We start from the raw sequence: 6,748 nt of genomic DNA, 5'->3' as shown, positions 1-6,748 counted from the left end.
CTCGACCGCAACACACGATTCGAACCCACAACACTCCTCAATCAGAAGGGTGTTGCATCGACCGCTTGAAACCGCCGGATTCCACCGCGCCATGGACACACTCGGCGCCGTGGTGGGCCCGTTGCTCGGTCTGGCCGCCTACGAACTGCTCGACCATCAGATCGCACCGCTGCTATGGGTGGCGGTCATCCCCGCGGTGCTGTCCGTCGCGCTGGTGTTCCTGGTGCGTGAACCCGCCCCGCCCGCGGTGGCGGTGGTGCGGCCGTCCCTGTTCTCGCGCGTGCGGGACCTCCCTGGGCGCTACTGGAGAGTGACCGCGCTGCTGGTCGGCTTCGGAGTGGTGAACTTCCCGGATGCGCTGTTGTTGTTGCGGCTCAACGAGATCGGCTTCTCCGTCGTCGAGGTCATCCTGGCCTACGTGGGCTACAACGTCGTGTACGCGGCGGTGAGTTACCCCGCCGGGTCGCTGGCCGACCGCATCGGCACACCCGCGGTGTTCGCGGTCGGGCTCGGGTTCTTCGCGATCGGCTACCTCGGGCTGGGGCTGACCACCGACACCCTCACGGCCTGGCTGCTGATCGGCGTCTACGGCGTGTTCACGGCGTGCACCGACGGGGTGGGCAAGGCATGGATCTCGTCGCTGGTGGGGGCCGACGTCCAGGCCAGTGCGCAGGGTGTGTTCCAGGGCGCCAGCGGTTTCGCGGTGCTGGTGGCCGGGCTGTGGGCCGGCCTGGCGTGGGGTGCCGACGGGACCGTGCCGCTGCTGGTGTCCGGGTCGATGGGAGCCGCGTTCGCGCTCGTCGTCGCCCTGCTCGCCATCCGGCACCGCTGATTGGACACCGCCCCGACGGGTATGCCGCGGCCATGACAGATCTGGTTGCGGATGCATTGGTGGCCCGGTTGCGCGACTGGGGCGCCGACCGGGTGTTCGGCTACGCCGGCGACGGGGTGAACACCCTGCTGGGGGCGTTGCAGCGTTCGGGTGCACCGGAATTCGTCTCGACCAGGCACGAGGAACTCGCGGCGTTCATGGCGTGCGGACACGCCAAGTACACCGGCCGGGTGGGCGTCTGCATGGCCACCCAGGGTCCCGGCGCCATCCATCTGCTGGCCGGCCTCTACGACGCGAAACTCGACCGGCGGCCCGTGGTGGCGATCGTCGGGCAGGTGGTGTCGACCGCGCTGGGGAGCGGCTACCTGCAGGAGGTCGACCTGCACGCGCTGTTCAAGGACGTGTGCGGGCAGTACGTGCAGACGGTGTTCGCGCCCGAGCAGGCGCTGATGGCGCTCGACAACGCGATGCGCACGGCGATCGCGACGTCGACGCCCACCGCGCTGATCATCCCGCACGACGTGCAGCAGGCCGAGATGCCCGAACACCTCGAACACAGCCACGGCGTGGTGCCGTCGACGGCGGTCAGCGTGCAGGCGCGGGTCACCGCCCCCGACGACCAGATCCGCTCTGCCGCAGAGGTTCTCAACGCCGGTCAGCGTGTCGCGCTGCTCGTGGGCCGCGGTGCCGCGGGCGCGGCCGACGAGATCGCCCGCGTCGTCGAGACACTGGGGGCGGGGGTGACGACGTCGCTGCTGGGCAAGCCGGTGCTCGACGAGGGCCAACCGTGGCACACCGGCGTCATGGGTCACCTCGGCACCACCGCCAGCGCCGAGTTGATGGCGAACTGCGACACCCTGCTGATCGTCGGCTCCAACGATCCGTGGACGGAGTTCTATCCGCCGCCCGGGCAGGCGAAAGCCGTGCAGATCGACATCCAGCCGCGGGTGATCGGCGCGAAGTACCCCGTCGACGCCCCCGTCGTCGGGCAAGCGGCCCAGGCACTTTCGACGTTGGCGGAGCTGCTCGACCGGAAGGAGGACCGGGGTTGGCAGGAGCAGGTGCGCCAGTGGCGGCAGCAGTGGCACGACGAGGCCGCGCGCCGGGCCGCCGCCGAGACCGCCGACGCCAATCCCGAGGCCGTGGTGCGGGCCCTGTCCGAGCACCTGCCCGCCGACGCGCGGGTGGCGGTCGACGTCGGCTCGTCGACGTACTGGTACGCCCGGCATCTGCGGTTGCCGCCCGGTGTTCCCGCGCACGTGTCCGGGTACCTCGCCTCGATGGGCTGCGCGCTGCCGTACGGGGTGGCCGCGAAACTCGATGCGCCGCAACGGCCGGTGGTGGCGCTGGTCGGCGACGGCGCGATGCAGATGAGCGGGCTGCTCGAGCTCGTCACGATCGCCGACCGGTGGCGGTCGTGGGCGGATCCGCGGTTCGTGGTGCTGGTGCTGCACAACGCGGACCTCACCGAGGTGTCGTGGGAACAGCGCGAGATGGAGGGCAATCCGCGCTTCGCGGCATCGCAGGACGTGCCGCGGTTCCCGTACGCCGACTACGCCGAACTGCTGGGCCTGCACGGTATCCGGGTGACCGACTCGGCCGCCGCGGACCAGGCGTGGGCGGCGGCGTTCTCGGCCGACCGGCCGACGGTCATCGAGGCGGTGGTCGACCCCGCCACCCCGCTGCTCCCGCCGCTGATGCCCGACAGCAAGGCCGACACGGTGCGCGAGGCGCTGCGGCAGGAGAAGTGACCCACCGATGTCCCGAGTTTGGGACACCGCCGCCCGGGTAGAGACCGGGCATGGCCGAAGAAGTGTCCACCAAAGACCGTGCCCCGCACCCGGACGATCCGCGGAAGCCGGATTCGCCGACCGACCTGACCAAACCGTCGGCCCTGTACGTCCTGCGCAAAACGGCTCGGGAGTTCGGCAAAGACCAGTGCACCGACCTCGCGGCCGCGCTCACCTACTACGCCGTGCTGTCGCTGTTCCCCGCCGTACTGGTGATGGTCTCGCTGCTCGGCGTCGTCGGCCAGGGCAAGCGCACTACCGACGCGCTGCTCGAGGTCGTCTCCGACGTGGCGCCCGCCTCGACGGTGGACACCCTGCGGCCCACCATCGAGCAACTGGTCAACTCGCCGTCCGCGGGCTTCGCGCTGGTGATCGGCATCCTCACCGCGCTGTGGTCGGCGTCCGGATACGTCGGCGCGTTCGGCCGGGCGATGAACCGGATCTACGAGGTCGCCGAGGGCCGGCCGATCTGGAAACTGCGCCCGCTGCAACTCGTGCTCACCTTCGCCGCCCTGCTCGGCGCCGCGCTGGTGGCGTTCATGCTCGCGGTCAGCGGTCCGGTGGCCGAGGCCGTCGGCAACGCGATCGGTCTCGGCGAGGCGGCGGTCACCGCCTGGAGCATCGGCCGATGGCCGGTGATCCTGCTGCTCGTGATCATCGCCGTCGCGGTGCTCTACTACACCACGCCCAACGTGCAGCAGCCCAAGTTCCGGTGGATCAGCCTCGGCGCCGCGCTGGCCATCCTGACCTGGATCGTCGCCTCGGTGGGCTTCGGGTTCTACGTCGCGAACTTCGGCAGCTACAACAAGACCTACGGGACGCTGGCCGGGGTCATCATCTTCCTGCTGTGGATCTGGATCACCAACCTCGCGCTGCTTTTCGGTGCGGAGCTCGACGCCGAACTCGAGCGGGGCCGCCAGTTGCAGGCCGGTCTGCCCGCCGAACGGGAGCTGCAGCTACCGCCGCGCGACACCCGCGTCATCGAGAAAAAGGAAGCCGCCTTCGAAGAGGACGTCGAACGCGCCAAGGCGCTGCGGCGCAGCCGGGGCCGCGACGACGGCTGACGCACTCACCCCGGCATACTCACCTGCGTGACTCGACGGATCCACGTCATCGGCATCGGTGCGGGCGACCCGGACTATGTGACCGCCCAGGCCGTCGCGGCACTCAACGACACCGACGTGTTCTTCGCGATGGACAAGGGTGAGACGAAGGACGACCTGGTCGCGCTGCGGCGCCTGATCTGCGAGCGGTTCATCACCGAACCCGGTTACCGCTTCGTCGAGATGCCGGACCCGGTCCGGGCCAAGACCGGTGACTACCGCAGGGCCGTCGACCAGTGGCACGCCGCGCGGGCCCAGCTGTGGGCCGAGGCGATCGAATCCGAGCTGGGCGCCGACGGGGTCGGCGCCTTCCTCGCCTGGGGTGACCCGTCGCTCTACGACAGCACGCTGCGGATCCTCGACCGGGTGGCCGCCCACGTCGACGTCGACTACGACGTCATCCCCGGCATCACCGCCATCCAGGCGCTCACCGCGCGGCACCGGATCCCGCTCAACGACGTCGGCGAACCCGTGCTCATCACCACCGGCCGCCGGCTACGCGAAGAGGGCCTGACCGGTACGGCGGTCGTCATGCTCGACGGTGACTGCGCGTTCACCGAGACGCCCGCGCAGACCCGGATCTGGTGGGGCGCCTACCTCGGAACCGCCGACGAACTGCTCGTCTCGGGCACCGTCGGCGAGGTGGGGGAACGGATCGTCGCGCTGCGGGCCGACGCGCGCGAGCGGCACGGCTGGATCATGGACACCTACCTGCTTCGCGCCTGAGCGTGCGAAGATCAGGCCGTGGGAAGCTTCCTGCTGCGGGCCGCGGTCACCGGGGTGGCGTTGTGGCTGGTCACGCAGCTGGTCTCGGGTATGGAATTCGTCGGCGGTGAGAACACCCTGCAGCGCGTCGGCATCATCTTCGTCGTGGCGGTGGTGTTCGGGCTGGTCAACGCGATCGTCAAACCGATCGTGCAGATCATGTCGATCCCGCTGTACATCCTCACGCTGGGGCTCTTCCACATCGTCATCAACGCGCTGATGCTGTGGCTGACGGCGTGGATCACCGAGCACACCACGCACTGGGGGCTCTACATCGACGACTTCTGGTGGACGGCGATCTGGGCCGGAATCCTGCTCTCGATCGTGAGCTGGGTGCTGTCTTTGCTCAGCGGCGGTCTGCTTTCCCGGCGCTGACCGGCACACTGGACACATGCCGGAACTGCCCGAGGTCGAAGCACTGGCCGACCACTCGCGGCGCCACGCCGTCGGACTGCCGATCGGACGCGTCGACGTGTCGGCGTTCTCGGTGCTCAAGACCTTCGACCCGCCGATCACCGCGCTGCACGGCCGCGAGGTCACCGACGCCCACCGCTGGGGCAAATACCTCGGGCTGCAGGCCGGTGACCTGTACCTGATCACCCATCTGTCCCGCGCCGGATGGCTGCGCTGGTCGGACAAACTGGCCGCCGCGCCGTTGAAACCGGGGAAGGGCCCGATCGCCCTGCGGGTCCACCTCGGCACCCCCGGCGCCGCGCCCGGTTTCGACCTCACCGAGGCGGGCACCCAGAAGCGCCTTGCGGTCTGGCTCGTCGATGACCCCGCCGACGTGCCCGGCATCGCGACGCTCGGACCGGACGCACTCGAGTTGACCGCCGAGGATCTCGGCGCGCTGCTGGCATCGCAGAGCGGGCGCATCAAGACCGTGATCACCGACCAGAAGGTGATGGCGGGCATCGGCAACGCCTACAGCGACGAGATCCTGCACGTGGCGCGGCTGTCGCCGTTCGCCACCGCCAACAAACTGACCGCCGCGCAACTGGGTTCCCTGCACGACGCGATGATCTCGGTGCTCACCGATGCGGTGTCGCGGTCGGTGGGCCAGCAGGCCGCGACGCTGAAGGGGGAGAAGCGGTCCGGGCTGCGGGTGCATGCGCGGACCGGTCTGCCGTGTCCGGTGTGCGGCGACACCGTGCGCGAGGTGTCGTTCGCCGACAAGTCGTTCCAGTACTGCCCGACGTGCCAGACCGGCGGCCGGGTGCTCGCCGACCGGCGGATGTCGCGGCTGCTGAAGTAGCGCGCGTCGTCCGCCCAACTTGCGTGACGGTGTGGCGGTTTTCCGCACGAGTTCCAGCCATAGCGTTCCTGAACGGCCGGGCTGGTTGGGTGGCATGCGCTGAAGCACATGTCGCCGTGAGAAGTGATATCGCCGGGGATATCGAAAGTCAGAAGGACATGTGCCTTCCGTGCCGGGACGCGTGTGGCCAATGTGAATTCGGGGTCCCGCTACGCTGCCCGCATGACCCGCCAGAAGATCCTGATCACCGGCGCCAGTTCCGGGCTGGGCGCCGGGATGGCCCGCGCGTTCGCCGCCAAGGGCCGCGACCTCGCGCTGTGCGCACGCCGCACCGACCGGCTCGACGCGTTGAAAGCCGAACTGACGCAACGGTATCCGGGAATCAACGTCGCGATCGCCGAACTCGACGTCAACGACCACGAACAGGTGCCGAAGGTGTTCGCCGCGTTGTCCGACGAACTCGGCGGCCTCGACCGGGTGATCGTCAACGCCGGGCTGGGCAAGGGCGCCCCGCTCGGGACGGGCAAGCTGTGGGCCAACAAGGCGACCATCGAGACCAACCTCGTCGCGGCGCTCGTCCAGATCGAGACGGCGCTGGAGATGTTCAAGCGCAGCGGCGGCGGACACCTCGTGCTGATCTCGTCGGTGCTCGGCAACAAGGGCGTGCCGGGGGTGAAGGCGGCCTACGCCGCGAGCAAGGCGGGCATCACGTCGCTCGGCGAGTCGTTGCGTGCCGAGTACGCCAAGGGCCCGATCCGCGTGACGGTCCTCGAACCCGGCTACATCGAATCGGAGATGACTGCGAAGTCCGCGTCGACGATGCTCATGACCGACACCGAGACCGGGGTGAAGGCGATGGTCGGCGTCATCGAGAAGGAGGCGGGCCGCGCCGCCGTCCCGTGGTGGCCGTGGGCGCCGCTGGTGCAGGTGATGAAGGTGCTGCCGGGGCGGTTCTTCGCGTGATTTCGGCGCGCTGATCGACGCTGTGCGCACGTGAGCGCGC

The 6,748-nt window shown here is 69.4% G+C and carries 6 protein-coding genes and 2 pseudogenes; all 8 read left to right on the top strand.

Annotation, left to right across the window (positions count from 1 at the left end):
• Window positions 1-76: 76 nt before the first annotated feature.
• Window positions 77-832 (top strand): annotated as a pseudogene (locus AU195_RS16360) (MFS transporter); the annotation flags it as partial.
• Window positions 833-864: 32 nt separating this feature from the next.
• Window positions 865-2,583, top strand: coding sequence for a thiamine pyrophosphate-requiring protein (locus AU195_RS16355; protein ID WP_059160110.1), 1,719 nt, complete (start codon window positions 865-867; stop codon window positions 2,581-2,583).
• Between the two features lie 50 nt (window positions 2,584-2,633).
• On the top strand, window positions 2,634-3,686 hold the full coding sequence (locus AU195_RS16350; protein ID WP_059160109.1) for a YihY/virulence factor BrkB family protein: 1,053 nt from the start codon (window positions 2,634-2,636) through the stop codon (window positions 3,684-3,686).
• A 27-nt stretch (window positions 3,687-3,713) separates the two neighbouring features.
• Complete coding sequence (gene cobF / locus AU195_RS16345) at window positions 3,714-4,451, top strand: precorrin-6A synthase (deacetylating) (protein ID WP_059160108.1); 738 nt, start codon at window positions 3,714-3,716, stop codon at window positions 4,449-4,451.
• An 18-nt stretch (window positions 4,452-4,469) separates the two neighbouring features.
• Window positions 4,470-4,865: a phage holin family protein gene (locus tag AU195_RS16340; protein WP_059160107.1), complete on the top strand. Its 396-nt coding sequence runs from the start codon at window positions 4,470-4,472 to the stop codon at window positions 4,863-4,865.
• A gap of 16 nt (window positions 4,866-4,881) precedes the next feature.
• Window positions 4,882-5,124: pseudogene (locus AU195_RS26225) on the top strand (DNA-formamidopyrimidine glycosylase family protein); the annotation flags it as partial.
• 153 nt (window positions 5,125-5,277) lie between these two features.
• Complete coding sequence (locus AU195_RS26220) at window positions 5,278-5,745, top strand: zinc finger domain-containing protein (RefSeq protein ID WP_286149291.1); 468 nt, start codon at window positions 5,278-5,280, stop codon at window positions 5,743-5,745.
• Between the two features lie 222 nt (window positions 5,746-5,967).
• Window positions 5,968-6,708 carry an SDR family oxidoreductase gene (locus tag AU195_RS16330; protein ID WP_059160105.1) on the top strand — a complete coding sequence of 247 codons (741 nt, stop codon included), beginning with the start codon at window positions 5,968-5,970 and terminating at the stop codon, window positions 6,706-6,708.
• The last annotated feature ends 40 nt before the right edge of the window (window positions 6,709-6,748 follow it).

This window comes from Mycobacterium sp. IS-1496, from assembly GCF_001499995.1.
GTDB lineage: Bacteria > Actinomycetota > Actinomycetes > Mycobacteriales > Mycobacteriaceae > Mycobacterium.
This window is presented reverse-complemented; position numbering and strand designations above follow the sequence as displayed.

Excerpts from the sequence above, each read along its gene's own strand:
- AU195_RS16355 (WP_059160110.1), top strand. The coding sequence starts at position 865 with ATGACAGATCTGGTTGCGGATGCATTGGTGGCCCGGTTGCGCGACTGG.
- AU195_RS16350 (WP_059160109.1), top strand. The coding sequence starts at position 2,634 with ATGGCCGAAGAAGTGTCCACCAAAGACCGTGCCCCGCACCCGGACGAT.
- AU195_RS16330 (WP_059160105.1), top strand. The coding sequence starts at position 5,968 with ATGACCCGCCAGAAGATCCTGATCACCGGCGCCAGTTCCGGGCTGGGC.